This is a genomic window from Angustibacter speluncae, from assembly GCF_054777815.1.
Genome location: NZ_BAAHAF010000134.1, coordinates 1 through 25,740, shown reverse-complemented (window position 1 = coordinate 25,740; position 25,740 = coordinate 1). Strand labels below are relative to the sequence as shown.

The 25,740-nt window shown below is 75.6% G+C and carries 25 protein-coding genes and 1 tRNA gene; 14 read left to right on the top strand and 12 right to left on the bottom strand.

Annotated elements, in window-relative coordinates; all coding sequences use genetic code 11:
• The coding region (locus tag ACYVKY_RS15555; RefSeq protein WP_460435899.1) for a DUF4012 domain-containing protein at positions 1-1,377 on the top strand (1,377 nt) is incomplete at its 5' end.
• 186 nt (positions 1,378-1,563) lie between these two features.
• Positions 1,564-1,854 carry a hypothetical protein gene (locus ACYVKY_RS15550; RefSeq protein WP_460435898.1) on the top strand — a complete coding sequence of 97 codons (291 nt, stop codon included), beginning with the start codon at positions 1,564-1,566 and terminating at the stop codon, positions 1,852-1,854.
• Positions 1,855-1,982: 128 nt separating this feature from the next.
• Here the strand turns inward: ACYVKY_RS15550 and pth are convergent, their stop codons facing one another.
• From pth to ACYVKY_RS15515, 7 genes are all read right to left on the bottom strand, one after another.
• Positions 1,983-2,618, bottom strand: a complete 636-nt coding sequence (gene pth, locus ACYVKY_RS15545) for an aminoacyl-tRNA hydrolase (protein ID WP_460435897.1) — start codon at positions 2,616-2,618, stop codon at positions 1,983-1,985.
• A complete protein-coding gene (locus ACYVKY_RS15540) occupies positions 2,615-3,313 on the bottom strand; it encodes a 50S ribosomal protein L25/general stress protein Ctc (RefSeq protein WP_460435896.1) in 699 nt (232 codons plus the stop codon). Before ACYVKY_RS15540 ends, pth begins: the two co-directional genes overlap by 4 nt.
• A 276-nt stretch (positions 3,314-3,589) precedes the next feature.
• Complete coding sequence (locus ACYVKY_RS15535) at positions 3,590-4,519, bottom strand: sulfite exporter TauE/SafE family protein (RefSeq protein ID WP_460435895.1); 930 nt, start codon at positions 4,517-4,519, stop codon at positions 3,590-3,592.
• 163 nt (positions 4,520-4,682) lie between these two features.
• Positions 4,683-5,129, bottom strand: a complete 447-nt coding sequence (locus tag ACYVKY_RS15530; protein WP_460435894.1) for an RrF2 family transcriptional regulator — start codon at positions 5,127-5,129, stop codon at positions 4,683-4,685.
• Positions 5,130-5,151: 22 nt separating this feature from the next.
• A complete protein-coding gene (locus ACYVKY_RS15525; RefSeq protein WP_460435893.1) occupies positions 5,152-6,126 on the bottom strand; it encodes a ribose-phosphate pyrophosphokinase in 975 nt (324 codons plus the stop codon).
• Positions 6,123-7,619: a bifunctional UDP-N-acetylglucosamine diphosphorylase/glucosamine-1-phosphate N-acetyltransferase GlmU gene (glmU, locus tag ACYVKY_RS15520; protein WP_460435892.1), complete on the bottom strand. Its 1,497-nt coding sequence runs from the start codon at positions 7,617-7,619 to the stop codon at positions 6,123-6,125. Before glmU ends, ACYVKY_RS15525 begins: the two co-directional genes overlap by 4 nt.
• Positions 7,620-7,721: 102 nt before the next feature.
• Positions 7,722-7,792, bottom strand: a tRNA-Gln gene (locus ACYVKY_RS15515).
• Positions 7,793-7,921: 129 nt separating this feature from the next.
• On the opposite strand from ACYVKY_RS15515, the gene ACYVKY_RS15510 reads away from it, so the two are divergent.
• Positions 7,922-8,887 (top strand): acyl-ACP desaturase, encoded by a 966-nt coding sequence (locus ACYVKY_RS15510; protein ID WP_460435891.1) that lies wholly within the window; start codon positions 7,922-7,924, stop codon positions 8,885-8,887.
• Positions 8,888-8,921: 34 nt separating this feature from the next.
• On the top strand, positions 8,922-9,593 hold the full coding sequence (locus tag ACYVKY_RS15505) for a TetR/AcrR family transcriptional regulator (protein WP_460435890.1): 672 nt from the start codon (positions 8,922-8,924) through the stop codon (positions 9,591-9,593).
• A gap of 13 nt (positions 9,594-9,606) precedes the next feature.
• Here ACYVKY_RS15505 and ACYVKY_RS15500 read toward each other — a convergent pair whose 3' ends face one another.
• Positions 9,607-10,068, bottom strand: coding sequence for an NUDIX hydrolase (locus tag ACYVKY_RS15500; protein WP_460435889.1), 462 nt, complete (start codon positions 10,066-10,068; stop codon positions 9,607-9,609).
• 37 nt (positions 10,069-10,105) lie between these two features.
• Between ACYVKY_RS15500 and ACYVKY_RS15495 the strand changes: the two genes are divergently transcribed.
• From ACYVKY_RS15495 to ACYVKY_RS15485, 3 genes are all read left to right on the top strand, one after another.
• Positions 10,106-10,618, top strand: coding sequence for an NUDIX hydrolase (locus ACYVKY_RS15495; protein WP_460435888.1), 513 nt, complete (start codon positions 10,106-10,108; stop codon positions 10,616-10,618).
• On the top strand, positions 10,615-11,433 hold the full coding sequence (locus ACYVKY_RS15490) for a glycosyltransferase family protein (protein WP_460435887.1): 819 nt from the start codon (positions 10,615-10,617) through the stop codon (positions 11,431-11,433). The genes ACYVKY_RS15495 and ACYVKY_RS15490 overlap by 4 nt, the downstream gene beginning before the upstream one ends.
• 102 nt (positions 11,434-11,535) lie before the next feature.
• Positions 11,536-12,675, top strand: a complete 1,140-nt coding sequence (locus tag ACYVKY_RS15485) for a glycerophosphodiester phosphodiesterase (RefSeq protein WP_460435886.1) — start codon at positions 11,536-11,538, stop codon at positions 12,673-12,675.
• A 21-nt stretch (positions 12,676-12,696) separates the two neighbouring features.
• Here the strand turns inward: ACYVKY_RS15485 and ACYVKY_RS15480 are convergent, their stop codons facing one another.
• Positions 12,697-14,208, bottom strand: a complete 1,512-nt coding sequence (locus ACYVKY_RS15480; protein ID WP_460435885.1) for a cryptochrome/photolyase family protein — start codon at positions 14,206-14,208, stop codon at positions 12,697-12,699.
• Positions 14,209-14,284: 76 nt separating this feature from the next.
• Here ACYVKY_RS15480 and ACYVKY_RS15475 point away from each other — a divergent pair, with 76 nt between their 5' ends.
• From ACYVKY_RS15475 to ACYVKY_RS15455, 5 genes are all read left to right on the top strand, one after another.
• Positions 14,285-15,514, top strand: coding sequence for an NAD(P)/FAD-dependent oxidoreductase (locus ACYVKY_RS15475; RefSeq protein ID WP_460435884.1), 1,230 nt, complete (start codon positions 14,285-14,287; stop codon positions 15,512-15,514).
• Between the two features lie 161 nt (positions 15,515-15,675).
• On the top strand, positions 15,676-16,302 hold the full coding sequence (locus tag ACYVKY_RS15470) for a fasciclin domain-containing protein (protein ID WP_460435883.1): 627 nt from the start codon (positions 15,676-15,678) through the stop codon (positions 16,300-16,302).
• Positions 16,303-16,431: 129 nt separating this feature from the next.
• Positions 16,432-16,998: an RNA polymerase sigma factor gene (locus tag ACYVKY_RS15465; protein WP_460435882.1), complete on the top strand. Its 567-nt coding sequence runs from the start codon at positions 16,432-16,434 to the stop codon at positions 16,996-16,998.
• The gene (locus ACYVKY_RS15460; protein WP_460435881.1) at positions 16,985-17,665 is read left to right on the top strand and encodes an anti-sigma factor; all 681 of its coding nucleotides are present in this window, start codon (positions 16,985-16,987) and stop codon (positions 17,663-17,665) included. The genes ACYVKY_RS15465 and ACYVKY_RS15460 overlap by 14 nt, the downstream gene beginning before the upstream one ends.
• Before the next feature lie 49 nt (positions 17,666-17,714).
• The gene (locus ACYVKY_RS15455) at positions 17,715-18,611 is read left to right on the top strand and encodes a macrolide 2'-phosphotransferase (RefSeq protein WP_460435880.1); all 897 of its coding nucleotides are present in this window, start codon (positions 17,715-17,717) and stop codon (positions 18,609-18,611) included.
• A gap of 126 nt (positions 18,612-18,737) precedes the next feature.
• Here the strand turns inward: ACYVKY_RS15455 and guaA are convergent, their stop codons facing one another.
• The 3 genes from guaA to ACYVKY_RS15440 are packed head-to-tail and all read right to left on the bottom strand — an operon-like array spanning position 18,738 to position 21,620.
• Positions 18,738-20,387: a glutamine-hydrolyzing GMP synthase gene (gene guaA, locus ACYVKY_RS15450; RefSeq protein ID WP_460435879.1), complete on the bottom strand. Its 1,650-nt coding sequence runs from the start codon at positions 20,385-20,387 to the stop codon at positions 18,738-18,740.
• Between the two features lie 28 nt (positions 20,388-20,415).
• Positions 20,416-20,802, bottom strand: a complete 387-nt coding sequence (locus tag ACYVKY_RS15445) for a DUF3817 domain-containing protein (RefSeq protein ID WP_460435878.1) — start codon at positions 20,800-20,802, stop codon at positions 20,416-20,418.
• Entirely contained in the window at positions 20,799-21,620 is an 822-nt protein-coding gene (locus ACYVKY_RS15440; RefSeq protein ID WP_460435877.1) for an SURF1 family protein, read from the bottom strand. Before ACYVKY_RS15440 ends, ACYVKY_RS15445 begins: the two co-directional genes overlap by 4 nt.
• 110 nt (positions 21,621-21,730) lie before the next feature.
• Here ACYVKY_RS15440 and ACYVKY_RS15435 point away from each other — a divergent pair, with 110 nt between their 5' ends.
• Positions 21,731-23,545 (top strand): ABC transporter ATP-binding protein, encoded by a 1,815-nt coding sequence (locus ACYVKY_RS15435; RefSeq protein WP_460435876.1) that lies wholly within the window; start codon positions 21,731-21,733, stop codon positions 23,543-23,545.
• A complete protein-coding gene (locus ACYVKY_RS15430) occupies positions 23,542-25,332 on the top strand; it encodes an ABC transporter ATP-binding protein (RefSeq protein ID WP_460435875.1) in 1,791 nt (596 codons plus the stop codon). Before ACYVKY_RS15435 ends, ACYVKY_RS15430 begins: the two co-directional genes overlap by 4 nt.
• The last annotated feature ends 408 nt before the right edge of the window (positions 25,333-25,740 follow it).

Sequence of the window (25,740 nt, the reverse complement as noted above, 5' to 3'; positions counted from 1 at the left end):
CTGCCGCTGCCCGAGGTCGCCGACGAGGTCGCGACCGCCCAGGCCGCGTCCGAGCCCGGCACGATCGACGTCGAGGCGCTGCGGGCCGCGACGCCCCGCGCGCAGGAGGCCGCCGACGCCGGCGCCCGGGCCCGGCGCACGGTCGACGCGGTGCCCACCGAGAGCCTGCTCGCCGTGCTCCACGACCCCGTCGTCCAGGCGGTCGACGCCGTCGTGTCGCTCGAGGAGGGCGCGCGCGCCACCGCCACCGGGCTCCGGATCGCCCCGGGCGCCCTCGGCGCCGACGGCCCGCGCACCTACCTGCTGGCGTTCCAGAACCTCGCCGAGTCGCGTCCGACCGGCGGCATCGTCGGCGCGTGGGGCCTCGTGCGGGCCGACGGCGGGCGGATCGTGCTGGAGTCCACCGGCACCAACGACGACATCGAGAACCTCCGCACGACGCCGCGGCAGCTGCCGGAGGAGGTGACCGCGCTCTACGGCGACGGGATGGGCCTCAGCCAGAACGTCAACCTCAGCCCGCACTTCCCCCAGGGCGCGCAGCTGCTGACCGACCTCTGGGTGGCCCAGGGCCGCCCGGAGCCGGACGGCGTCGTCGCGATCACGCCCGTCGCCCTGGCCCGCCTGCTCGAGGCCACCGGGCCGGTCGACACCCCGGGGGTCGAGCTCGACGCCGCCACGGTCGTCGACGTCGTGCAGGCCCAGGCGTACGAGCGCTTCGCCGACGACGAGCCGGCCCGGCAGGCCTACCTCGGGGCGGTGTCGGCGGCGGCGTTCGGGGCCGTCACGGCCGCCGACCCCGCCGACCCGGCGGTGCGGGCGGCGCTGGGCGAGTCCGCCGGCGACGGCCACCTGCAGGTCTGGGTGCGCGACGAGGAGGTCCAGGGCGCCCTCGAGGACCTGCACGTCACCGGGTCGGTGCCCGACGGCGCCGGCCGCAGCGAGGTGCGGTTCGACCTCACGAACTCGGACGCGTCCAAGCTCGACCACTACCTGCACGTCGCGGCGTCGAGCCGGTGCGACCGCGGGCCCGTCGTCGAGGTGCGGCTGTCGCTCGAGGGCGTCCCCGCCGAGCTGCCCGAGTACGTCACGAACAAGCTCGACGGCGCCGACCCCCGCTCGCACCAGGTGCTGCTCGGCCTGCGGCTGCCGCCGACGCGCGGGCTCGACGGCCTGCAGGTCGACGGCGTCGACGTGCCGGTGCAGCTCGGCACCGAGCGCGGCTGGTCGGTCGTGCGGTTCCCCGTCGACGTGCCCGCCGACGGGTCGGCGGTCGTCACGGCCCGGCTCAGCGGCGACGCGCAGGCCCCCGACCTGGTCGCGCAGCCGCTGACCCACGCGGCCGACCTGGCGCCGGGCGCGGCCCGCTGCGACCGCTGAGTCCGCCGGTGCACCCGCTGCCCTCATCCGGTCGGGTGAACCCGGGTGGCCCCACCGGTGACCTCAGGTGGGGCGAAGGGCGTTCCACGCGCGACTCGGAGCAATCGGCGCACGCACCCGGCCGCGCAGCGCTACGATCTGTCACATCGAGCCGCTCAGGCTCCGTACGACCGAAGGGGAACCCCGATGACCACCACCTCCCGCCGCGTGCTCGCCGGCGCAGCAGTCGCGGCCACGCTGGTCCTCGGTGGCGCCGGTGCCGCCCAGGCCGACCCGTACCCGCCCGAGATCAGCCCGACCCAGTCGGCCACGATCACCCCCCAGGTGCGCAGCAACAACGCCGCCACCGCCACGGCGAACCGCGCCCTCGCGTTCACCGGCACCGAGACCCTGGTCGCCGGCGGTGCCGCCGTCGCCCTGGTCGCGGCCGGCGGCGTGCTGGTGCTCCGCTCCCGCCGCAGCGGCGCCCACAGCTGACCTGAGTCGCACGCCGGCCGTCCGCGGCCGGTCCCCCGACGCACGCGACGAGCCGACCCGTTCTCACGGGTCGGCTCGTCGTCGTCTGCGCGGGTGCGCCGGCGCGGGGTGGGATCAGGCGGGTGGGCTCAGGCCGGACGGTGCACGACCTGCTGGGCGTCGGTGAGCCCGCGGTGCACCAGCAGCTCGATCGCGTCGACGGCGTCACCGAGCAGGAACGGCAGCTCCTTGCGCTCGGACGGCGAGAAGTCGCGCAGCACGAAGTCGGCCGGGTCCATCCGCCCGGGCGGCCGGCCGATGCCGACGCGCACCCGGACGTACTGCTTGCTCCCCAGCGCCTTGCTGATGTCGCGCAGGCCGTTGTGGCCGCCCTCGCCGCCGCCGCGCTTGAGCCGGACGGTGCCGAACGGCAGGTCGAGCTCGTCGTGGACGACGACCACCTGCTCGGGCGCGATCGAGAAGAACTGCGCCAGGCCGGCGACCGGCCCGCCCGACACGTTCATGTAGGACGACGGCTTCGCCAGCACGACCTTCGGTCCCGGTGCGCCGCCGGGGAGGGTGCCGAGCCGCAGCTCGCTCACCGCCGCGCGGGCCTTGTGCGAGCGCCACTGCTCGCGCGCCGCGGCGGCGACGTCGTCGAGCACCATCTGCCCGACGTTGTGCCGGTTGCCCGCGTACTGCGCCCCCGGGTTGCCGAGGCCCACGACGAGGTACGGGCCGGGGTGCGGCCGCTCGTCGTGGGTCCCGGCGGGGGTCTGGCTCACTCGCTGTCGGCGTCGCCCTCGGCCGCGTCGCCGGTGGCGTCGCCCTCGCCCTCGGCGCCCTCGGCGGCCTCGTCGCCCTCGGCGTCCTCGGACTCGTCGCGCTCGATGCCGGCCTCGGCCTCGGCCTCGGCGAGCTCGGCCTCCAGGGCCTCCTCGCTGATCTGCTGGGTGACGTTGACGACGAGCACGTCGTCCTCGGCCACGAGGGACGCGCCCTCGGGCAGGGTGACCTGGCTGGCCATCACCTGGGTGCCGGCCTCGAGGCCCTCGACGGACACCTCGACCTGCTCGGGGATCGCGGTGGCCTCGACCTCGAGCAGCAGGGTCTGGCTGTCGACGGTGACGACGGTCTCGGGGGCCGCCTCGCCCACGACGTGGACGGAGACGTCGACCTGGACCTTCTCGCCGCGGCGGACGATGACCAGGTCGACGTGCTCGATGACCTGGCGCACGGGGTCGCGCTGGACGTCCTTGGCCAGGGCCAGGACGGGCGTGGCGTCGTCGACCACGATCGACAGCAGGGCGTTCGCGGTCTTCAGGGCGAGCATCGTGTCGTGGCCCGGCAGGGTGATGTGCTGCGGGTCCGTGCCGTGGCCGTAGACGACCGCGGGGATCTTGTTCTCGCGGCGGGTGCGGCGGGCCGCGCCCTTGCCGAACTCGGTGCGGGCCTGGGCGGACAGCTTGATCTCGGACATGCGGGAGGACTCCTCGGAGACGGCGCCGGACCTGTGCCGGCGGTGCGGTGGTGTCGGGCCTCGGCGCGGGGCGTGGCACGGCGCGTCGGGCGGACCCACCGCGTCGATCACGGACGTGGGCGGTGTGCTGCACGAGCAGCCGTTCCGCGCCGCGTCCCTCGCCGAGGCAACCGGGAGAGCCTACCCGGCCGGGGCCGGTCGCACGAAACCGGCCCGGGGACGCGGGAGGCGTCCCCGGGCCGGTCCGGGACGGGTGGCGCCGCGGGCGCCCGGGGCTCAGACGGGGTCGGGGACGGGCTTGTCCTCGTCGGCGCCCTCGCGCAGGTCGACCGGGCGCTCGGCGGGGTCGGCGTCGCGCTCGCGGCGGTACCGCGTGACGGCGGCGACGAGCGCCGCGACCCAGACCACGACGACGAGCGCGTAGGTGGTCCAGCCCAGGCTCGCCTCGAGGTCGGCGGCGCGCAGAATCGTGCGGGTGTTCGTCAGGATGATCAGGCCGCCGACCGCCGCGCCGAGGACGCGCGGGGGCACGTGCCGCACCAGGTAGGCCGCGAGCGGGGCGGCCAGCACGCCGCCGGCGAGCAGGGCGGTGACGACCTGCAGGTCGAGCACCTCCGACCCGAGACCGAGGAAGAAGCCGAGGCTGGCGGCGACCGCGACGGCGAACTCGGAGGTGTCGACGGTGCCGATGACCTTGCGCGGCTCGAGCTTGCCGTCGGTGAGCAGGGCCGGGGTCGCGACCGGGCCCCAGCCGCCGCCGCCGCTGGCGTCGACGAAGCCGGCGAACAGGCCGACCGGGACCAGGAACCGCGAGCGGACCTCGCCGGCACGGCGCCTCAGGCTGCCGAAGGTGAACCGGACGAGCAGGTAGACGCCGAGGGCGAGCAGGATGCCCGACATCCACGGGGCGGCCCACTCGGTGCTGAGCCGCGACAGCACGGTGGCGCCGAGGAAGGCGCCGATCGCACCCGGGATCGCGATCCTGCGCACGACCTTCCAGTCGACGTTGCCGAACTTCCAGTGCGAGGCGCCCGAGGCGAGCGTGGTGCCCACCTCCGCCAGGTGCACCGACGCCGACGCCATCGCGGGGGCCGTGCCCGCCGCGAGCAGCAGGGTCGTCGAGGTCACCCCGTACGCCATCCCCAGGCTGCCGTCGACGAGCTGCGCTGCCAGGCCCACCAAGGCCAGCACGATCCAGCGGCGCACGGGCCACCGTCCTCTCTACCACCGGTCGCACCGGCTAAGTCGATCGATTCACTCGGATTCGACGATGCTGGCACAGCGGTGCGCGTCCGCACACCCCGGCGTCCGGGTTCTCTCACCTGGTGGGACGGGCGTCCCTGCTGGTGGACGCCCGGGGCGCCCGGCCTCAGGGCGCGAGCAGCGCGCGCACGTCGTCCGGGAGCTCCCCGGACGCGACGTGGGCGAGCGTGGTGCCCTCGAGCAGCCGGCGCTCGGCCGAGCGCAGCGCGAGCCAGACGTCCTGCAGGTGCGTGCTGGCGCCCTGGTAGTCGAGGTCCTCGGGGCGGGTGCCGCGGACGAGCGCGAGCGGCCCGTCGACGGCGCGGATGAGGTCGGCGAGGGTGACGGTCGAGGGGTCGACGGCGAGCCGGTGGCCGCCGTCCTGCCCCCGGCGGGAGTCGACGACGCCGGCCCGCCGCAGGTCGCGCAGGATCGCCTCGAGGAACCGCTGCGGGACGCCCTCGGCCGCGGCCACCTGGTCGCTCGTGCTCCACGTCCCCGGCGACTCGCGCTCCGTGGCCGCGAGCGCGCACGCCGCGCGGAGGGCGTAGTCGACCCTGGCGGTGAGCCTCATCGCACGCGGCCCACGGCGCCGGTCAGTGGTCCTCGAACAGGCTGGTCACCGAACCGTCGTCGAAGACCTCGCGGATGGCGCGGGCGATGAGCGGCGCGATCGACAGCACGGTGAGCGAGGGGAACTGCCGCTCCTCGGGGATCGGCAGGGTGTTGGTGACGACGACCTCGGAGATCGGGCCGTTCTTCAGCCGGTCGACCGCGGGGCCGGACAGCACCGCGTGCGTGGCGGCGACGATGACGTCGGCCGCGCCGTTCTCCTTGAGCGCCTCGGCGGCCTGCACGATCGTGCCCGCTGTGTCGATCATGTCGTCGACCAGCAGGCAGACCCGGCCGTCGACCTCGCCGACGACCTCGTGCACCTTCACCTGGTTCGGCACGTTCGGGTCGCGGCGCTTGTGGATGATCGCCAGCGGGGCGCCGAGGCGGTCCGACCACAGGTCGGCGACGCGCACGCGCCCGGCGTCCGGCGACACGACCGTCAGGCGCGAGCGGTCGACGCGGGTGCGCACGTAGTCGGCCAGCAGCGGCAGCGCCCAGAGGTGGTCGACCGGCCCGTCGAAGTAGCCCATGATCTGCGCCGCGTGCAGGTCGACGCTGATCAGCCGGTCGGCGCCGGCGGTCTTGTAGAGGTCGGCGACCAGGCGGGCCGAGATCGGCTCGCGGCCGCGGTGCTTCTTGTCCTGGCGGGCGTACGGGAAGAACGGGGCGACCACGGTGGTGCGCTTCACCGAGGCGCGCTTGAGGGCGTCGCACATCACCAGCTGCTCCATCAGCCACTGGTTGATCGGCGCGGTGTGGCTCTGCAGCACGAACGCGTCGCAGCCGCGGACGCTCTCGCCGTACCGGACGTAGATCTCGCCGTTGGCGAAGTCGTAGGCGCTGGTGGGCACCAGCTCGACGCCGAGCTCGGAGGCGACCTCGGCGGCCAGGTCGGGGTGCGCCCGGCCGCTGATCAGGACGAGGCGCTTCTCGCCCGTGGTGGTGATGCCGGTCATCGCTGTGCCTCTTCCTGGGCGTGCTGGGGCTGGTGGGGGTGCTGGTCCTGCTGCTCCCGGGCCGCGCGGGCGGCCTCGGCGGTGGGGGTGCCGGCGCGGCGGCGCTCGACCCAGCCCTCGACGTCGCGCTGGCGGGCGCGGGCGACCGCGATCGCCCCGGCCGGGACGTCGTCGGTGACGGTGGAGCCGGCGGCGACGTAGGCGCCGTCGGCGATCGCCACCGGGGCGACGAGCACCGAGTCGGACCCCACGAAGCTGTGCCGGCCGACGGTGGTGCGGTGCTTGGCGACCCCGTCGTAGTTGGCGAAGATCGTCCCGGCGCCGATGTTGGCGCCCTCCCCGATCTCGGCGTCGCCCGCGTAGGTGAGGTGCGGGACCTTGGCGCCGTCGCCGATCCGGGTGTTCTTGGTCTCGACGAAGCCGCCGATCTTGCCCTTCGTCCCGAGCACCGTGCCGGGCCGCAGGAAGCTGAACGGGCCGACGGTCGCGCGCTCGCCGATGCGGGCGCCCTCGGCGTGCGAGCGCACGACGGACGCCCCGGGGCCGACCTCGCAGTCGCGCAGCGTGGTGTCGGGCCCGATGGTGGCGCCCTCGGCCACCGAGGTGCGCCCGAGCAGCTGGGTGCCGGGCAGCAGGGTGACGTCGCGGCCCACCGTCGCGTCGGCGTCGACCCAGGTCGTGGCCGGGTCGACCACGGTGGCGCCCGCGCGCATCCAGCCCTCGAGCAGCCGTCGGTTCAGCTCGGCGCCCATCCGCGCGAGCTGCACGCGGTCGTTGACGCCCTCGGTCTGCCAGACGTCGTCGGTGCGGTGCGCGGCGACCCGGCCGCCGTCCTCGCGGGCGAGCCGCAGGACGTCGGTGAGGTACATCTCGCCCTGGGCGTTGTCGCGGCCGACACGGCCGAGGGCGGCGGCGAGCACCGCGCCGTCGAAGGCGTAGATGCCGGAGTTGATCTCGCGGACGGCCCGCTGGGCCTCGTCGGCGTCCTTGTGCTCGACGACCGCCGCGACCGAGCCGTCGGCGTCGCGCAGGACGCGTCCGTACCCGGTGGGGTCGTCGACCTCGGCGGTCACGACGGTGACCGCGTGCCCGCCGGCCTCGTGCGCGGCGACCAGCTCGCGCAGGGTCGCGCCGTCGAGCAGGGGGACGTCGCCGTAGGTGACCAGCACGGTGCCGGACGCGCCGGCGCCCCCGGCCGCCGCGGCCAGCGCCTCCAGACCGCACTGCACGGCGCGGCCGGTGCCGGGCACGTCGTCCTGGTCGGCGACGACGGCGTGCGGCGCCACCTCGCCGACGTGCGCCGCGACCGCGTCGCGGCCGTGGCGGACGACCACGACGAGGTGCTCGGGGTCGGTCGCGGCGGCGGCGGCGAGCGCGTGGCCGAGCAGGGAGCGTCCCCCGATGGCGTGCAGCACCTTGGGGGTCGACGACTTCATCCTGGTGCCCTCGCCTGCGGCGAGGACCACGGCGGCTGCCGGACGGCTGGGGCGCACGCGTTCGGTCTCCTCGAGGGCGGGGCGGCGGGTGGACCGAGGCGCCACTGTACCCGCGCCGCCACCCCCTCCGGACGACCCGTCCGGCCGCCCGTCCCGCTGCTCCCCCGCGAGGACTCGAACCTCGATTCGCGGTTCCAAAGACCGCTGTCCTGCCGTTGGACGACGGGGGACCGACTGCGGTGCGCAGTCTGCCAGGGGCGGCGCCCGCGGCACTCGTCGCTTACGGCCTCGTAGGTTACGGTGGCGTACGGAGCAGGACGCGCGCGCGGCGCGCGACGGACCCACCCCGCGGAGGCGTCATGACCACCCTGGACGACCCGGACCGGCTGGCCGAGCTGCAGACCCGGATGCTCATCGACCTCGAGCCGGTCGTGGAGCAGAACCTCGAGCGGCACATCGGGATCGCCCGGGACTGGATGCCGCACGACTACATCCCGTGGAGCCAGGGCCGCGAGTTCGCCTTCCTCGGCGGCGAGGACTGGGAGCCCGGCGACTCCAAGCTCGACCCGGTGGCGAAGACCGCGATGGTCGTGAACCTGCTCACCGAGGACAACCTGCCGAGCTACCACCGCGAGATCGCCACCCGGTTCACCCGCGACGGCGCCTGGGGCGAGTGGGTGGGGCGCTGGACCGCCGAGGAGGGCCGGCACGGCGTCGCGCTGCGCGACTACCTCGTGGTGACCCGCGGCGTCGACCCCGTCAAGCTCGAGCAGCTGCGGATGGTCCACATGATCGCCGGGTACGACTCCGGCGAGAAGTCGATGCTGCGCACCATCGCCTACGTCTCGTTCCAGGAGCTCGCGACCCGGGTGAGCCACCGCAACACCGGCAAGGCCACCGGCTGCCCCGTCGCCGAGAAGCTGCTGCAGCGCATCGCGGTCGACGAGAACCTGCACATGGTCTTCTACCGCAACATGATGGCCGCGGCGTTCGACCTGGCCCCCGACGACACCATGGAAGCGGTGCTCGCCGAGGTCGTCGGCTTCGAGATGCCCGGCTCGACGATGCCCGACTTCGCCCGCAACTCGCTGACCATCGCGATGGCCGGCATCTACGACCAGCGGCTGCACGTCGACGAGGTCCTGATGCCGGTGCTGCGGTTCTGGAAGGTGTTCGAGCGCACCGACCTCGGGCCGCGCGGTGAGCGGGCCCGCGAGGAGCTCGCCGCCTACCTCGAGAAGGCCGACGCCAGCGCGGCGAAGTTCGTCGCGCGCCGCGAGGAGAACGCGGCCCGCAAGGCGGCCCGGCTCGCGGCGTCGGAGTGACGACCGGCCGGCCGCGGCCGGCCGGTGGGAGAGGATGGGGGACGTGACCTCGACCGACGCACGCTCCAAGCCGTCCGGACGCGCCCGCATGACGGGCAAGGAGCGGCGCGAGCAGCTGGTCCTGGTCGGGCGACGGCTCTTCGCGGAGAAGGGGTTCGAGGGCGCCAGCGTCGAGGAGGTCGCCGCCCGCGCCCAGGTCTCGAAGCCGGTCGTCTACGAGCACTTCGGCGGCAAGGAGGGGCTCTACGCGGTCGTGGTCGACCGCGAGATCTCGCAGCTGCTCGAGTCGATCACCGGCGCCCTCGACGCGCCGGCCCACCCGCGGGTGCTCGCCGAGCGCGCCGCGCTGGCGCTCCTCGACTACATCGAGGGCTCGACGGACGGGTTCCGCATCCTGGTGCGCGACTCCCCCGTCACCGGGTCGACCGGCGGCTTCGCCAGCCTGATCTCCGACGTCGCGACGCAGGTCGAGCACATCCTCGCCGCGGCGTTCAAGAAGAACGGTCTCGACACCAAGTTCGCGCCGATGTACGCGCAGATGCTGGTCGGCATGGTCGCGCTCACCGGCCAGTGGTGGGTCGACTCGCGCAAGCCGAAGAAGCAGGAGGTCGCCGCCCACCTGGTGAACCTCGCGTGGAACGGCCTGTCCAGCCTGGAGCCCAAGCCCCGGCTGCACGACGGCGAGAAGCCGCGCGCGCCGCGCTGATCCCCCGGGCGCCTCAGCCGCCGACGTGGCGGCGCCACGACGCCAGCCCGACCCGCACCAGCTCGCTCACCGGCACCGTCCCGCCCGCGTCGGCGAGCCGCACCCAGGCGGCCGCCATGGTGCTGCCGTCGGTCTCGAGCACCCGCGGCTCGACGTCGGGGTCGACCGTGCACGCGAACACCAGCCGCACCGCGTGGTAGTCCTCCAGGACGCCGGACGGCGAGCGGCCGGTGAAGTGCACCGAGTCGACGTCGAGCAGCGCACCCACCTCGGCCCGCAGCCCGGTCTCCTCGTGCACCTCGCGCACGACGGCGTCGCGCGGGTGCTCCCCGTGGTCGATGCCGCCGCCGGGCAGCGTCCAGGTGCCGGGCGAACCGGTGCGGCCGGACAGCTGGGCCAGCAGCACCCGATCGTCGTGGACGCAGACCGCGTACGCGCCGACGCGCTGGCGCCGCACGGGCTGCTCGGGTTCCACGGGGTGCACGGTAGTGGCCCCACGTACTGTGTCGGTCATGCCCGGACTGGTCGCGACCGTGCGCCGCCGGGGGTACACGGCGGCCCTGCTGGCCTTCCGCCGCACCCCCGCGCCGCTGCGGCGCGCCGTCGTGCGCGCCGCCACCCCGGGCTTCACCGTCGGCGCCGTCGTCGCGATCACCCACGGCGACCGCACCCTGTTCCTGCGCCAGCCGCACCGCGACGGCTGGAGCCTGCCGGGCGGCCTGCTCGACCGCGGCGAGAGCGCCGGCGAGGCCGTCGTCCGCGAGGTGCGGGAGGAGACGGGGCTGCGCATCGAGGTGGGCGTGCCCCTCACCTGCCAGGTGAACTCGCCGCTGCGCCGGGTCGACGTCATCTACCGCCTCGAGGTCGACCACGAGCCCGACGTGCGGGTGGGTGGCGAGGCCAAGGACCACGCGTGGTTCCGCTGGGACGAGATCCCCGACGCCGACGGCCCCACCCGCGAGATCGTCGCCCTGCTGCGAGCCGTAGCCACGCCCGGCGCCGCCGAGGGGCGCCTGCTGGCGTGAGCGGTCCGGCCGGCGTCGTCCTGGCGGCGGGTGCGGGCGAGCGGGCGCGACCGCTGTCGCTGCTGCGGCCCAAGCCGCTGTTCCCGGTCGCGTCCGCGGGTGGCGCGACGACCCTGCTCGACCTCGCGCTCGGCGCGCTCGGCGAGGTGCTGGGCGGCGGGCCGGCGCGGCTCGCGGTGAACGCGCACCACCTCGCCGACCAGGTCGTCGCGCACGTCGACGGCCGCGCGCACGTCGCCGTCGAGCGTCCCGCGGCGCTGGGCACCGCGGGGGCGCTGGGTGGGTTGCGCGACTGGCTCGCCGGGCGGGACGCGCTGGTGCTCAACGGCGACGTGCTCCTGGACGGGCCCGTCGTGACGTCGCTGCTCGACGGCTGGGACGGTGAGCGCTCGCGCCTGCTCGTCGTCCCCGCGGGCGAGCGGCGGGTCGACTTCACCGACCACCGGGGGTGCTGGCGGTACGTCGGCGCCTGCCTGCTGCGCGGCGACGACGTGGCCCGGCTGGCTCCCGAGCCGACCGGGCTCTACGAGGTGCTGTGGCGCGACGAGGAGCGCACCAGGGGTCTCGACCTGCTGCCGCTCGACGGCGTCGCGATCGACTGCGGCACACCGGCCGACTACCTCGACGCCGCGCTGCTGCACGCCGGCGACGGCGTCCTGGTCGAGGCAGGCGCCGAGGTGCTGGGCACCGTGGAGCGGTCGGTGGTGTGGAGCGGCGCGCGTGTCGCCGCGCACGAGCACCTGGCCGGGGTCGTCCGGGCCGGCGCCGCCGACGACCCGGTGACCGTCCCGGCGGCGCTCCCGCCGGCCACCTGATCGTCACCGGACCGTCGCCTCGCGTCCGCCCGGTGGTGCGGTCGGGTGCGGTTGCGTGACCTGGCACGCCCCGAACCCCCTCTGCGACACCAGGAGATCCCCGTGCGCACACGTCTGCTCCCCCTCGCCCTCGCCGCGGTCGCGGTCGTGGCGCCGCTCGCCGTGCAGGCCGGCGCGGGTGGCGCCGCGGCCACGCCCGCGTCCCGCCCCGCAGCGGTGGCGCCGGTCGACACCTCGCGGCCGCTCGTCGTCGGCCACCGCGGCGCGAGCGGCTACCGGCCCGAGCACACCCTCGCCTCGTACGAGCTCGCCGCCCGGATGGGCGCGGACTACATCGAGCCCGACCTCGTCTCGACCAAGGACGGCGTGCTGGTCGCACGGCACGAGAACGAGATCGGCGGCACGACCGACGTCGCCACGCGCCCGGAGTTCGCGGACCGGCGCACGACCAGGACGGTCGACGGCGTGGCGCTGACCGGCTGGTTCACCGAGGACTTCACCCTCCGCGAGCTGCAGACGCTGCGAGCCGTCGAGCGCATCCCGGCCGTGCGGCAGGAGAACACGATCCACGACGGGCTCTACCAGGTGCCCACGCTGGCGCAGGTGCTCGAGCTGCGGGCGGCGCTGAGCAAGGAGCTGAAGCGCGAGATCGGCGTCTACCCCGAGATCAAGCACCCCACCTACTTCCGCTCGATCGGGCTGCCGCTCGAGGAGCCGCTGGTGGGCACCCTGCGGCAGGCGCGGATGAACGACCGGGACGACCCGGTCCTCGTGCAGTCCTTCGAGCTGACGCCGCTGCAGCGGCTGCGGGGCGAGCTCGGGCTCCGCGTGCCCACCGTCTTCCTCACCGGCGGCAGCGGTGCGCCGTACGACCTGGTCGCCGCCGGGGACCCCCGCACCTACGCCGACCTCACCACCCGCCGCGGGCTGCAGTCGATCTCGGGCTTCGTCGACGGCCTCGGGCCGGAGAAGAACCAGGTCGTCCCGCGCACCGCGGACGGCGCCCTCGGGCAGCCGACGACGCTGGTGCGCGACGCGCACCGGGCCGGGCTCACCGTCCACCCGTACACGGTGCGCGCCGAGAACCAGTTCCTCCCCCCGGCGCTGCGCTCGAACGCGGTCGCGTCCGACTACGGCGACGTGGTGGCCGAGGTGCACGCGCTGCTCGATGCGGGTGTCGACGGCTTCTTCACCGACCAGCCCGACCTCGGCGTCCTCGCTCGCGACACCTGGACGGGCTGACGCCCGGTCGACCTCGCGCCCTCACCCGGCGACGTCGCCCTCCAACCAGGGGGCGGCCCGCCGGGTGAGGGCGCGCTTGCGCGTGGCGTCGAACCCCTCGTAGGAGCGGGCCATCATCGAGCTGCGCGGGTTCGACCGGAAGCCGTCGAGGTGGTCGCGCACGAACGTCCAGAACAGGGCGTCCCAGTCGTCGCACCAGTCGCCCGGCGGCACGTCGGACATCTTCCGCAGGTAGTTGCTCCCCGACACGTACGGCTTGGTGGTGACGAGCTCGCCGGCCGCGAACTGGCTCATGGCGTAGACGTTCGGCACCATCACCCAGTCGTAGGCGTCGACGAACAGCGCGCTGAACCAGCGGTAGACCTCGTCGGGGTCGACGCGCAGCAGCAGCATCGCGTTGCCGACCACCATGAGCCGCTCGATGTGGTGGCACCAGCCGCGATCGAGCACCCGGCCGACCACGAGGTCGACCGGGTCGAGCCCGGTCGTGCCGTCCCACCACCCGTCGCCGAGCCGGCGGTCGAGCCCCAGCAGGTTGCGGCTGCGCATCCGGCGGCCGTGCACCACGTAGACGCCGCGCATGTACTCGCGCCAGCCGACGACCTGGCGCACGAAACCCTCCAGGCTCGCCAGCGGGACCTCCTCCGCGGTGCCGGCCACCTCGTCGGCGTGCTCGACCGCGGCGCCGACCACCTCGAGCGGCTCGAGCAGCCCGAGGTTGAGCACCGGGCTGATCGCCGAGTGGAACAGCCACGGTCCGCGGGTGGTGACGGCGTCCTCGTACGGACCGAACTGCGCGAGCCGCTCGCGCACGAACCGGCGGAGCCAGGCCTGGGCCTGCCGCCGGGTGGTCGGCCACGCGAACGTCGTGGGATCGCCTGGGGCGTCGGGGAACTCGTCCTGCACCCAGGCGATCGCCGCCCCGACGTGCTCGTCCCGCCTGGGCGCCGGCAGCTCGGGAAGCCCGACCTGCTTCGGCAGCTTCCTGCGGTTGTCCTCGTCGAAGCTCCAGCGGCCGCCGACCGGCTGGTCGCCGTCCACCAGCAGATCGAGCCGGCGCCGCTGCCACTCGTAGAACTTCGCCATCCGCGGACGCCTGCCACCGAGCTGCGCGTGCACGTCGGCGGTGCTGGTGCAGAACGCCGGGGTGGGGAGCTCGTCGAGCTCGAGCCCGGCGTCGGCGACGACCCGGCGCAGGTCCTGCTCGACCCAGTCGTCGACCGGCTCGAAGACCGACACCTCGTCGGGCCGCCGGCGGCGCAGCAGTCGGCCGAGTCGCTCGGCCGTGGACGCGTCCGCCACCGACTCGAGCAGCTCGACCTCGAACCCCTTGTCCCGCAGACGCTCGGCGAAGGCCAGCTCGCTCGCACGGTGCAGCACGAGCTTGTGCGCGTGGAACGGGAGCTGGCGGAACAGCAGGTCGTGCTCGACGAGCACGAAGCGGGTGCCGGCGTCCGCACGCAGGTGCTGCTCGAACAGCTGGTTGGGAAGCACCAGCCGCACGTGCCCGCCGGTCGCGCTCCTCGGTGTCACGCACGCAGCGTCGCAGCCGCGGGCGCAGGTGGCACGCCGGGCGGCGCCCGCGTGGGGGGCGTGCCAGAGTTGGCGCGTGGACGAGGTGGACGTCGTCGTGGTGGGAGCCGGCCTCGCGGGCCTGGCGTGCGCGCAGCGGCTGCGCGAGCACGGCGTCGAGGCCGTGGTGCTCGAGGCCGGTGACGCCGTCGGCGGCCGGGTCCGCACCGACGACGTCGACGGGTTCCTGTGCGACAGGGGTTTCCAGCTGCTCAACCCGTCCTACCCCGTGCTCCCCCGGGTGCTCGACCTCGACCGGCTCGACCTGCGGCAGTTCGTGCCCGGCGTCGCCGTCACCGGCGCGCACGGCACCAAGGTGCTGCTCGACCCGCGGCGGCGGCCCTCCGGTCTGCTGCCGACCCTGCTGAGCGGGTACGTCTCCGCCACCGAGGCCGCCGCAGCCGGCGCCTGGGCGGCACCGGCCCTCGGCCCGGTGGGCCGGCTCCTGGCGACCGACGACACCACGCTCGCGGCCTCGCTCGACCGCGCCCGCCTGCAGGGGCGGCTGCGCCGCGTCGTCGACGCGTTCCTCACCGGCACCCTCGCCGACGACACGGGCAGCACCTCCGCCACGGCGGTGCGGCTGCTGATCCGCTCCTTCCTGCTGGGGACGCCGGGCGTCCCCGCTGCGGGGATGCAGGCGCTCTCGGACGCCGTCGCGGCGGGCTCGACCGTCCGCCTGTCGTCGCCCGTCGACGTCCTCGAGCAGGACGGCGGGCGCTGGGTCGCCCGCGGTCCGTGGGGCGCGGTGTCGGCGCGGGCGGCGGTCGTGACGACCGACCCGACCACGGCGGGCCGGCTCGCCGGTGTGTCGGCACCGAGGATGAAGGGCCTCGCGACGTGGTGGTTCGCGGCGGCCGACGCCCCGGCCGACTCCTCGGTGCTGCACGTCGACGAGCACGGCACCGCGTCCGGGCCGGTGGTGAACGCCTCGGTGGTGTCGCACGCGGCGCCCACCTACGCCCCAGCCGGGCGCCACCTCGTGCAGGCGAGCACCCTGCTCGCCGACGACCGCGTCCCGACCGAGCAGCAGGTGCGCGGGCACCTGACCCGCCTGTTCCGCACCAGCGCCGCGCGCTGGGAGGTCGTGACCGTGCACCACGTGCCGCACGCCCTGCCGGCGGTGCCGCCGCCGCTCGTCGCCCGCCGTCCGGTCGCGCTCGGCGGCGGACTGCACGTCGCGGGCGACCACCGCGACACCCCCTCGATCCAGGGCGCGCTGGTCTCGGGCCGGCGGGCCGCGTCGGCGGTGCTCGCCGCGCGCTGAGCCCGATCTCGGGCCCCTCGGCGGCCGGGATGATAGGGCTCCGAGCGGTTCGCGCATCTCGGCGCGGGCTGCATCCGGACGCGTCGGCGGACGCGAAAGGTCGTGCGTACGGGGGCCGCCACCGACCGGTGGCGTGCGGACGCACGAGAGGACGAGGACCGATGAAGCTGCTCACCCGATCGATGGGCGCCGCGGCCGCCGCCGCCGCGCTCGTGGCCGCCGGGTCGCTGCCCGCGCAGGCCACCACCGGCACCACCAGCCTGGCCGAGGTGCTCGCGGCCGACGGCGACACCTTCGACGGCCGCTGGGGCGACTACGACGTCGTCACCGAGGCGGTGAACGCCGTGCTCGCGGCGAAGCCTGACAGCCCCGTGGCCGTGCTCGCCGACGGCACGGTGCCGGTAACCGCGTTCATCCCCGACGACCGCGCGTTCCGCATCCTGGTGCAGGAGATCACCGGGTCGGCACCGGCCAGCGACGAGGCCGCGTTCACGGCCGTCGCCTCGCTGGGTATCGACACCGTCGAGGCCGTGCTGCTCTACCACGTGGTGCCGGGAGCGACGATCGACAGCGCCACCGCCGCGGCGTCGGACGGCGCCGCGCTCACCACGGCCCTGGGCAGCGACGTCACGGTGCGGGTGAACGGCCCGGGCAACATCCGGCTCGTCGACGCCGACACCGACGACCGCAACCCCAAGCTCGAGGTGCCGCGCCTCGACCTCAACGCCGGCAACCAGCAGATCGCGCACGGCATCACGCTGGTGCTGCGCCCGATCGACCTGCCCTGACGGCGGCCCCCGGACCCGGCGACCTGCACCGGGCGACCTGATCCTGGCCCCTCCGCCCCGGACCCTGCCTGGGCCCGGCCGCCACCCCGCCCGCGGGCCCGCGTCCCGCGGGCGGGGTAGCGTGCGGACGTGAGCAGCGGCGACCTCACGGCGCTGGCGCCGGGCGAGCTGGCCGCCCGTCTGCGCGACGGCGACCAGGCCGCGCTCGGCGAGGCGTTCCGACGCTGGTCGCCGCTGGTGTTCACCATCGCGCTGCGGGGGCTGCGCGACCGCAGCGACGCCGAGGACGTCACCCAGCAGGTGTTCGTCGGGGCGTGGCGCAGCCGGGGCACCCTGGTGGTCTCGGACGCGGCGCTGCCGGGCTGGCTCGTCGGCATCACCCGGCACCGGGTGGCCGACCGGCTCGGCACCCGCGCCCGCGCCGTCCGCGACCAGGAGGCGCTGCGGGCCGTCCGGCCGACCGACGCACCCGACCCGCAGGACCGCGTCGTCGAGCGGCTGGTGCTCGCCGACGAGATCGAACGCATCGACGACCCCCGCCGCACCATCCTGCGGCTCGCCTTCTACGAAGACCGGACGCACCAGCAGATCGCGTCCGCGCTGGGCCTGCCGCTGGGTACCGTGAAGAGCCACGTGCGCAGGGGGCTGCTCCAGCTGCGCGGACGCCTGGGGGAGGTGGCCGATGGAGCACCCTGAGCACGACCGGCTGGCCGCGCGCGCGCTCGAGCCGGACGCGGACGACGCGCCGGACGGCGCCGACGTGGTCGCGCACCTGCAGTCGTGCGCGACCTGCCGCGAGGAGGTGGACGAGCTGCGCGAGCTCGCCGGGCTCGTCCGCGGTGTGCGGCACGAGCGCCTCGAACCCCCGCCCCCGCAGGTGTGGCAGGGCGTCGTCGACGAGCTCGGCCTGCGCGGACGCCGCACCCGGCCGCTGCTGTGGGCCGCGGCCGCGGCCGTCGTCGGGCTCGGCCTCGGCTCCGTCGCGACCTGGGCGCTGGTCCGGTCGGACGGTCCGCAGCCCGCCGAGGTGCTGCGCACGGTGGCGCTCGAGCCGGTGGCCGACCCCGCGGCCACGACCGGCACCGCCCGCCTCCTCGAGCACGCCGACGGCGCGCAGACCGTGGAGGTGAGCGCCGCCGACCTCGGCACCGCCGCCGGTCACTTCGAGGTGTGGCTCATCCGCCCCGGCACCGACCGGATGATCTCGATCGGCGTGCTCGCGGCCGGCGACTCGGGCGAGTTCGCCGTCCCCGCAACGGCTCTCGCCGACGGCTTCACGCTCGTCGACGTCTCCGACGAGCCGGACGACGGCGAGCCGACGCACTCCGGCGACTCGGTGCTGCGCGGCGACCTGGCCGGCTGACGCCGGAACGCGGACGCGCACCGGCCGCGGAGGGTGCGAGGGTCGGGGCATGGACCCCCTCGAGGACGCCCTGCGACGTGCCGCCGCGCACGACCTGCACCTGGTGGCCGACGGTGCCCGCGTCGAGGAGGCGGGACTGGACTACCGCGTGGTCATGGCCGACGACGCCGACGGGCTGCGCTGGGTGCTGCGCGTGCCGCGGCGTCCGGACGTCGCGACCGGCATGGACGCGGAGGTGCGCGTCCTCGACCTGGTCCGGCCCGTGCTGGCGGCCGAGGGGGTGGCCGTGCCCGACTGGCGGGTGCGGTCGGCCGACCTGGTCGCCTACCCGGCGCTGCCGGGCGCGCCGGGCCTGACGATGGCCGACGGCGCGCCGGTGTGGCACGTCGAGCCGACCAGCCGCGACTACGCCGATCGGCTCGGACGCCTGCTCGCCCGGCTGCACGGCATCGAGGTGGAGCAGGCCGCGGCGGCCGGCGTCGAGGTGCGCACCCCCGAGCAGGTGCGGCAGGGGTGGGCCGACGACGTCGCTCGGGTGCTCGACGGGTTCACCGTGGCCGCCTCGCTGGCGGACGGCTGGCGCGACTGGCTCGACGACGACTCCTGCTGGCCCGACCGCACCGTGATGACGCACGGCGAGATCTACCCCGCCCACGTGCTGCTGGACGCCGACGGCGCCTTCACCGGCGTGCTCGACTGGACGACGGCCCGCGTCGACGACCCGGCGCGCGACCTGTCGGCCCAGTACGGCGCGGCGGGACCGGACCTGCTCGGGGTGGCGATCGCGGCGTACGAGCAGGCAGGTGGGGAGGCGCACCCCGGACTGGCCGCCCAGGCCCGGCACCTGTGGGACGCGTCGCCGCTCGGCTACGCGCTCTACGCGCTCACCACCGGCGCGGACGCCGACCGCGCCGCCGCGGCCGCCCTGCTCGACCCGCCCGCCTGAGGCCCCGGCGCCACGGGTGGTTGCTTCCAGGGCCGCGAACCCACCACTGGCGGCGTCGGGACCACGGACGGCGGCTTCGTGCGCAGCACCCGCCCCGTCAGCCGGTCGCGAAGCGGCGACTCCTGCTCACTCCCACTCGATGGTGCCCGGCGGCTTGCTCGTGACGTCGAGGACGACGCGGTTCACGTCCGGCACCTCGTTGGTGATGCGGGTCGAGATCCGCGCGAGCAGGTCGTACGGGAGCCGGCTCCAGTCGGCGGTCATCGCGTCGTCGGACGAGACGGGGCGCAGCACCACCGGGTGGCCGTAGGTGCGGCCGTCGCCCTGGACGCCCACCGAGCGGACGTCGGCGAGCAGCACCACCGGGCACTGCCAGATGTCGCGGTCGAGGCCGGCCAGGGTGAGCTCCTCGCGGGCGATCGAGTCGGCGGCGCGCAGGGTGTCGAGGCGCTCGCGGGTGACCTCGCCGATGATCCGGATGCCGAGCCCGGGGCCGGGGAACGGCTGGCGCCAGACCATCGCCTCGGGCAGGCCGAGCTCGGCGCCGACGGCGCGCACCTCGTCCTTGAACAGGGTGCGCAGCGGCTCGACCAGCTCGAACTGCAGGTCGTCGGGCAGGCCGCCGACGTTGTGGTGGCTCTTGATCGTGGCCGCGCCCTCGCCGCCGCCGGACTCGACGACGTCCGGGTAGAGCGTGCCCTGCACCAGGAACCGCACCTCGCCGTCGCCGTCCTCGTGCTCGGCCTCGGCGTGCGCCTTCTCGACCAGGTCGCGGGCGGCGCCCTCGAAGGCGCGGATGAACTCCCGTCCGATCGCCTTGCGCTTGGCCTCGGGCTCGGTGACGCCGGCGAGCGCGGTCATGAACTGCTCGGACGCGTCGACGACGACGAGGTCGACGCCGGTGGCGGCGACGTAGTCGCGCTCGACCTGCTCGGCCTCGCCGGCGCGCAGCAGGCCGTGGTCGACGAACACGCAGGTGAGCTGGTCGCCGACGGCCCGCTGCACCAGCGCGGCCGCGACGGCGGAGTCGACGCCGCCGGACAGCCCGCAGATGACGCGCGCCGAGCCGACCTGCTCGCGGATCCGCTTCACCTGCTCGTCGATGACGTTGTCGGTGGTCCAGTCGCGGCCGAGCCCTGCGCCGCGGTGCAGGAAGTTCTCGATCACCTGCTGGCCGAAGGTCGAGTGCTTCACCTCGGGGTGCCACTGGACGCCGAACAGCCGCTTGTCCGCGTGCTCGAACGCGGCGACGGGAGCGCCCGGCGTGGTGGCGGTGACCGAGAAGCCGTCCGGCGCGGCCTGGACGGCGTCGCCGTGGCTCATCCAGACGCTCTGCTGCATCGGCTGGCCGTAGGTGAGGACGGTGTCCTCCGAGCGCAGCGCGTCGACCTCGAGCTGGGTGCCGCCGTACTCGCGCAGCCCCGTCTGGGCCACCTCGCCGCCGAGCGCCTGCGCCATCGCCTGGAACCCGTAGCAGATGCCGAGCACCGGGACGCCGGCCTCGAACACGGCCGGGTCGACCCGCGGGGCGCCGTCGGCGTACACCGACGACGGGCCGCCGGACAGGATGATCGCGGCCGGGTCGCGGGCGAGCATCGCGTCGACCGGCGTCGTCGACGGGACGATCTCGGAGTAGACGTCGGCCTCGCGCACCCGACGGGCGATCAGCTGGGCGTACTGGGCACCGAAGTCGACGACCAGGACCGGGCGCTGCGCGGTGGCGGGGTCGGCTGCGGGCTGGTCGGCTGCGGGCTGGTCGGGCGTGGGCTCGCTCACCCGCGCAGGCTACCGAGCCGGGCGGGGGTCAGGACGCGCGGACCTCGCCGCGCTCGGCCATCAGCGCCCGCACCTCGGCGGTCGTGCGCCGCTCGGCGAAGAACGACAGCAGGGGGACGACACCGGCCAGGACGAGGGCCGCGAGCCGGCCGAGCCGCCACCGCAGGCTCGACCAGAGGTCGATGACGGTCACGAGGTAGACGACGTAGATCCACCCGTGGACGATCGCGATCCAGTCGCCCAGCACCGCCTCGCCGCCGTTGAACCCGTACTTCAGCACCATCTCGACGCAGAGCAGCAGCAGGAACCCGCCGGTGACGAACGCCATCACCCGGTACCGCAGCAGCGCGCCGGCGAGCTTGCGCGGAGGCCGCACCGGACGGGGGGCGGCGGTCGTGGGGGTCGGCTCGGTCACGCGGGGCTCCTGGTGCTGGTGGCGGGCTCGGGGTCGGGCTGGGCGGCGGGGTCCGGGGACGTCCCGGCGTCGTGGTCCTCGGGGGGCAGCTGCTCGGCGCGGTGGGTGTCGCGCACGACGCGCCACCAGACGAACAGCGCGAAGGCGGCGAAGACCCACCACTCCACCGCGTACGACAGGTTCTGCAGGTCGAAGCCGGGCCCGCGGGCCTCCGGCTCGCTGGGGACGGGCTCGAGCCCCGCGGCGCGAGCGTCGTCGGCGGACGCGACGAGGTAGGCGGTGTAGACCGGTGCGCCCCACACGTTCAGCAGGTCGGCGGTGCTCACCGTCTCGAGCTCCTCGCCGCCCGGCGCGCCGTCGGCGGCGGCGCCCGACGGCGCCTCCGACCCGCGCAGCACGCCGGTGAGGTCGACCGCTCCCCCGTCCACCTGCGGCACGTCGTCACCGGCCTGCCAGCCGAGCAGCACCGCGAGCCGCGCGGCCGGCTGCGTGCCGTCGACGACCACGGGCACGACCACCCACGACCCGGTGCGGCCGTCGAGCTCGCGGCGCGGCGACAGCCGCACCCGGTCGGCCTCGAGCTCGCCCTCGACGACCACGGTGGCGCGGCCCGCCTCGGTGGTCACCGCCTGCTGCGGCGCCAGCACGTCGGCGAGGGGCACCGGGGTCTGCGCGGCCTGGGCGCGCAGGTCGCGCTCGCGCGCCTCGGCCCGCGACCGGTCCAGTTGCCAGCTGCCGAGCGCGGCGAACACGCCGGCGACGGCCAGCGCGAGCGCCAGCAGCGCCAGCCAGCGGGGTCGCAGGGCGGTGCGCAGCACCCGTCCAGGGTAGGTGCCGCGTCCGGGCCGGCAGGCGGCGCACCGGGACCGATGCGACGACCGCGGAAGTCGTTCGCCGCGACGGGACGTCGTGCGTACCGTCGTCGGACGTGTCCCCGTCCTGGTTCGCGCGCCTGTTCGACCTGCGCACGCCGTGGTCGCCCCGCGAGCCCCTGGCCGTCCCGGCCCTCGCGGGGCCGTGGGCGTACCTGCGGTGGACCGGCCGCAGGATGCGGCGCACCCTCGCGATCGGCATGGTCTTCGGCACCACGTGGATGCTCGCGCGCGCCCTGGTGCCGTGGGCGATCGGCAAGGGGGTCGACGCCGGCCTCGAGCGGGGCAGCGTCCGCGACCTCGTGCTGTGGTGCCTCGTCCTGCTCGGCCTCGCGGTCGTCACCGCCGGGTCCACCCTCGTCCGGCACTGGATGGCGGTCTGGAGCTGGGTCCAGGGCGCGCTGCGGTCGACGCAGGTCGTCGGCCACCACGTCTCGCGCACCGGCGTCGCCCTGCCCCGGACGCTGCCGACCGGCGAGGTCGTCTCGACCGTCGCCTCGGACGCGATCCGGATGGGCGACGTCTACGACGTGCTCGCCCGCTTCGTCGGGTCCGTGGTCGCGTACGTGCTGGTCGTGGGGCTCCTGCTCGCGTCGTCCACCACCCTCGGCCTGGTCGTGGCGGTGGGCGTCCCGGTGCTGACGGCCCTGCTGGCCTTCGTGGTGAAGCCGCTGCAGGCCGCGCAGGCGGCGCACCGCGAGGTGACCGGCGAGCTCACCACCCTCGCGGCCGACACGGTCGCCGGCTTGCGCGTGCTGCGCGGGCTGGGCGGCGAGCGGGTGTTCCTCGACCGGTACGCCGCGCGCTCGGAGGCGGTGCGCGTGGCCGGTGTGCGGGTCGCCGGCGTGCAGGCCGTGCTCGACGCCGCCCAGGTCCTGCTGCCGGGCGCGTTCGTCGTGCTCGTCACCTGGATCGGCGCCCGGTTCGCGGTCACCGGGCGGATCTCCCCCGGTGAGCTGGTCGCGTTCTACGGGTACGCCGCGTTCCTCGTCGAGCCGCTGCGCACCGCCACCGAGACCCTGCAGAAGCTGAGCCGCGGCCACGTCGCGGCGTCCCGCATCCTCGGCGTGCTCGCCGTCCCCGCCTCGGTCCCCGACCCGGCGCACCCCGCGCCGGAGCCGCCGGCCGGCGTCGACCTGGTCGACCCCCGCAGCGGCGTCCGGGTGCGGGCGGGACGCCTCACCGCGCTGGTGAGCGCGGTGCCGGCGACGTCCGCGGCTGTCGCGGAACGGCTCTCGCGCGCGAGCGGTGACGCGGACGGCGAGCAGGCGGCCCTGCTCGGCGACGTCCCGGTCGACGCGCTGCCGCGCGAGGTGCTCCGCCGCCGCGTCGTTCTCGTGGGCTCGGACCCGCAGCTGTTCACCGGGTGGGTCCGGTCCGAGCTCGACCCGCGGCGGGTGCACGACGACGACGCGATCCGCCGCGCGGTCGCGGTCGCGGCCGCCGAGGACGTGCTCGACGGGCTGCGCGACGGTCTCGACGACGAGGTCACCGAGCGCGGCCGGTCGCTGTCCGGCGGTCAGCGGCAACGGTTCTCGCTCGCCCGCGGACTGCTCACCGACGCCGAGGCGCTGCTCCTCGTCGAGCCGACGAGCGCGGTCGACGCCCACACCGAGGCGCTGGTGGCCTCGCGGTTGCACGCCGCCCGCACGGGACGCACCACGCTGGTCGTCACCTCGAGCCCGCCGCTGCTCGACCGCGCCGACCACGTCGTGCTGCTCGGCGACGACGGCACCGTCGTGGTCGAGGGACGCCACCACGACCTGCTCGGTCGCGACGACGACCTCGGCCGCGCCTACCGCTCGGTCGTGGTGCGCGACCTCGACGACGACCGCCCTGCTGCGAGGGAACCCGCGGAGGTGACGAGGTGAGCGCCGCCCACCGGCTGCCCGTCGCGTCCCCCGCCGCGACCCGCGAGCGCGCGCTCGAGCTGCTCGGACGCCACCGGCGCGGCCTGGTCGTCACCGTGGTGCTCTTCGCGCTGGCCAGCACCGCGGGCCTGGCGGGGCCGTGGCTCGTCGGGCGCCTCGTCGACACCGTGACCGGCGCAGGCGACGAGGCCGCCGGTCTGCGCACCGTCGACGTGCTGGTGCTCGCCCTCGCGGCAGCGCTGCTGCTCGAGACCCTGCTGACGTGGGCGGCCCGGCGGGCGTCCCTCGTCCTCGGCGAGACCGTGTTCACCGAGCTGCGCGACGACTTCATGCGCAGCGTCACGTCGCTGCCGCTGTCGGCCGTGGAGCGCGCCGGCACCGGAGACCTGGTGGCGCGCACCACGAACGACGTCGAGGGCATCTCGTGGTCGGTGCGGTTCGCCGTCCCGAGGACGATCGTCGCGACCGTCGCGACGGTGCTCACCGTCGTCGGCGCCACCGTCGCCGGCGGACCGGTGGCGCTGGCGCTGCTGGCCGGCGTCCCGCTGCTGTGGGTGTCGACGCGCTGGTACCTGCGCCGCGCCGGTCGCGGCTACCAGCGCGAGGGGGCGTCGTACTCGCGGCTCAACGGCGTGGTGACCGAGACGGTCGACAACGCGCGCACCGTCGACGCGCTCGACCTCGGCGCCGTGCGCCGGCGGGCGGTCGACGACGCCGTGCGCTGGTGCCTGGTGGCCGAGCGGTACACGCTGGCGCTGCGCAGCCGCTGGTTCCCGGTGATCGACTTCTCCTACCAGCTGCCCGCGGTCGCGGCCCTCGCCTGGGGCGGGCTGCTCCTGGCCGCCGGTCCCTCGTGGGGCGTCGAGGTCACCGTCGGGCAGGTGACCGCGGTCGCCCTCTACGCGGTACGGCTCACCGAGCCGGTGAGCGAGCTGGTCGAGTGGCTCGACGAGCTGCAGTACGGCGCCGTGTCGCTGTCGCGGATCAGCGGCGTCGACCACGTCGAACCCGACCGCGAGCCGCACGGGCTGGAGCCGGAGGGCAGCGAGCTGACCGCGACCGGCGTCCGGTACGCCTACCGCCAGGGGCACGACGTGCTGCACGGGGTCGACCTGCGGCTCGAGCCGGGCGAGCGGCTCGCCGTCGTCGGCCCGTCCGGTGCGGGCAAGTCGACCCTCGGCAAGCTGCTCGCGGGCATCCACCCGCCGACCGGCGGTCGGGTCGACGTCGGCGGCGTCCCCGTCGTCGGGCTGCCGCTGGACCGCCTGCACCGCGAGGTCGCGCTGGTGACGCAGGAGAACCACGTCTTCGTCGGGACGCTGGCCGACAACCTCCGGCTGGCCTCGCCGGTCGCCGACGACGCCGCGATGCTCGCCGCCCTCGAGGCCGTCGACGCCCGCGGCTGGGTCGACGACCTGCCCGACGGGCTCGCCACCACGGTCGGGTCGGGCGGGCACGTGCTCGCGCCCGCCCAGGCGCAGCAGCTGGCGCTGGCGCGGCTCGTGCTCGCCGACCCGCACACCCTGGTGCTCGACGAGGCCACGTCGCTGGTCGACCCGAGGGCGGCGCGGCACCTGGAGCGCTCGCTGTCGGCGGTGCTCGAGGGGCGCACCGTGGTCGCGATCGCGCACCGGCTGCACACCGCGCACGACGCCGACCGGGTCGCGGTCGTCGAGGACGGCAGGGTCAGCGAGCTCGGCACCCACGACGAGCTGGTCGCGGCGGACGGGTCGTACGCCGCGCTGTGGCGGTCGTGGCGCGACGAGCCGTCCGACCACCCTCGCTGACCCCTGCCCGCCGCGGACGTCCCGACGCGTCGGGGTCGACCCCGCACGGACCCCGGCGGGCGCCCGGAGCAGCCTCGACCCCGACGCGTCGGTACGCAGCGCGACCACGGCCCGTGCTCGCCACGGCGCACGACCGCCCCCGAGGGCCGTCCGGGCGACCACGCCGCCGGCCGCATCACCCGGTCGGCGCACCCTTGCAGACATCGGCGTCCGAACGGCGTAACCGTCGCCCGGGACGCCCGTTGAGGGGGGTGCAGGTCGTGGGGGCGGGCCGTCCACCCCCGGTGCTCGTCCCCGCGACCTGCCTCACGGCGTCCGCGTCCGAGGCGGGCGGCACCCACGTGGAGGTCTGCAGTGCGCCCGACCCGCTCCCACCGCCCGTCCCGCCGGCTCGCCGGCGCCCTCGCC

Bases quoted from the DNA above. Each gene is read 5' to 3' on its own strand.
- ACYVKY_RS15550 (WP_460435898.1), top strand. From the start codon at position 1,564: ATGACCACCACCTCCCGCCGCGTGCTCGCCGGCGCAGCAGTCGCGGCC.
- ACYVKY_RS15540 (WP_460435896.1), bottom strand. From the start codon at position 3,313: ATGTCCGAGATCAAGCTGTCCGCCCAGGCCCGCACCGAGTTCGGCAAG.
- ACYVKY_RS15530 (WP_460435894.1), bottom strand. From the start codon at position 5,129: ATGAGGCTCACCGCCAGGGTCGACTACGCCCTCCGCGCGGCGTGCGCG.
- ACYVKY_RS15525 (WP_460435893.1), bottom strand. From the start codon at position 6,126: ATGACCGGCATCACCACCACGGGCGAGAAGCGCCTCGTCCTGATCAGC.
- ACYVKY_RS15510 (WP_460435891.1), top strand. From the start codon at position 7,922: ATGACCACCCTGGACGACCCGGACCGGCTGGCCGAGCTGCAGACCCGG.
- ACYVKY_RS15505 (WP_460435890.1), top strand. From the start codon at position 8,922: ATGGGGGACGTGACCTCGACCGACGCACGCTCCAAGCCGTCCGGACGC.
- ACYVKY_RS15495 (WP_460435888.1), top strand. From the start codon at position 10,106: ATGCCCGGACTGGTCGCGACCGTGCGCCGCCGGGGGTACACGGCGGCC.
- ACYVKY_RS15470 (WP_460435883.1), top strand. From the start codon at position 15,676: ATGAAGCTGCTCACCCGATCGATGGGCGCCGCGGCCGCCGCCGCCGCG.
- ACYVKY_RS15460 (WP_460435881.1), top strand. From the start codon at position 16,985: ATGGAGCACCCTGAGCACGACCGGCTGGCCGCGCGCGCGCTCGAGCCG.
- ACYVKY_RS15455 (WP_460435880.1), top strand. From the start codon at position 17,715: ATGGACCCCCTCGAGGACGCCCTGCGACGTGCCGCCGCGCACGACCTG.